Here is a 1,215-nt window from a genome sequence, read left to right as displayed (position 1 = left end):
CTAGCCTCGCCGTTTCGGTTGGAGTGAGGCCGGATGCGGGGCGGAATTACGAAAGTGCCTTCTGAGCTGGAACGATGAACCTTGTCGAGGGGTTCTGTCGGTCCAGGCGGAAGGCACTTTCTGCGTGAAGGGTATCGGTTCTCGTCCCAAGCTTCTTGTCTCCGCTGACGGTTTGGGGGTGGTCGGTCATGCCGGGGCGCGGTTGCTGGCGGATCTCGCCGATGCCACCGGGCTGACCGCCGCGTACTCAGCCGCTCTCAGGCCGCTTCGGCCGCGCGGGACCGGGCATGATCCAGGTCGGACAGCCGCGGATCTGGCGGTGATGCTCGCCGATGGCGGCGAGGCCATTACGGATCTGGCCGTGCTGCGGGACCAGGCCGAGGTATTCGGCCCGGTTGCCTCCACGCCCACGGCCTGGCGGCTGCTTGCCGACACCGACGAGGCCGCACTCGCCTCGATGCGAACGGCCCGCGCTTCAGCCCGGGAAGTCACCTGGATGCAGGCCGCCGAGACCGGCGAGGGCATACCCGCGGTGACAGCCGCAGGCCGCGAACTTCCCGGCCTGGTCCTGGACCTCGACGCCACGCTGGTCACCTGCCACTCCGAGAAAGAACAGGCCGCACCCACCTATAAGGGCGGCTTCGGGTTCCATCCGCTGCTGTGTTTCCTCGCGAACACCGGTGAGGCCGTGTCGGGACGGCTGCGGCCCGGGAACGCCGGCGCCAACACTGCCGCCGATCACATTGCGGTGCTCGACCAGGCACTCATGCAGATCCCCGACGCTCACCGGCACGGCACCGACATACTGGTCCGCGCCGACAGCGCCGGATCCTCGAAAGCCTTCCTCACTCACGTCCGCGACATGCAAAAACGAGGAATTCGTACCTTCTTCTCGGTCGGATACCCCATCACCGAGCCGGTCCGCCGCGCCATCCGGGCCCTGCCCGACCGTCTCTGGCATCCCGCCCTGGACCAGGACGGGACGCTGCGTGATGGCGCTGAGGTGGCCGAGCTGACCGGGATGGTCGATCTGGACGGCTACCCGGCCGGCACCCGCATCATCGTGCGCCGTGAGCGGCCGCACCCAGGAGCCCAGCTGTCTCTGTTCGATCAGGACGAGGGTCTGCGGCATCAGGTGTTCCTCACCGACACCCCGTATCCCAGCGGTGGTTCCGCCCAGTTCCTGGAGGTCCGTCACCGCGGGCATGCCACTGT

The 1,215-nt window shown here is 67.7% G+C and carries 1 protein-coding gene; it reads left to right on the top strand.

The window, feature by feature from the left end; genetic code table 11:
• Window positions 1–94 precede the first annotated feature (94 nt).
• Window positions 95–1,215 (top strand): IS1380 family transposase (locus AB0D85_RS52280; protein ID WP_362338797.1); only part of this gene is annotated, 1,121 nt, incomplete at its 3' end.

Source organism: Streptomyces sp. NPDC048277, from assembly GCF_040652235.1.
GTDB lineage: Bacteria > Actinomycetota > Actinomycetes > Streptomycetales > Streptomycetaceae > Streptomyces.
This window is presented reverse-complemented; position numbering and strand designations above follow the sequence as displayed.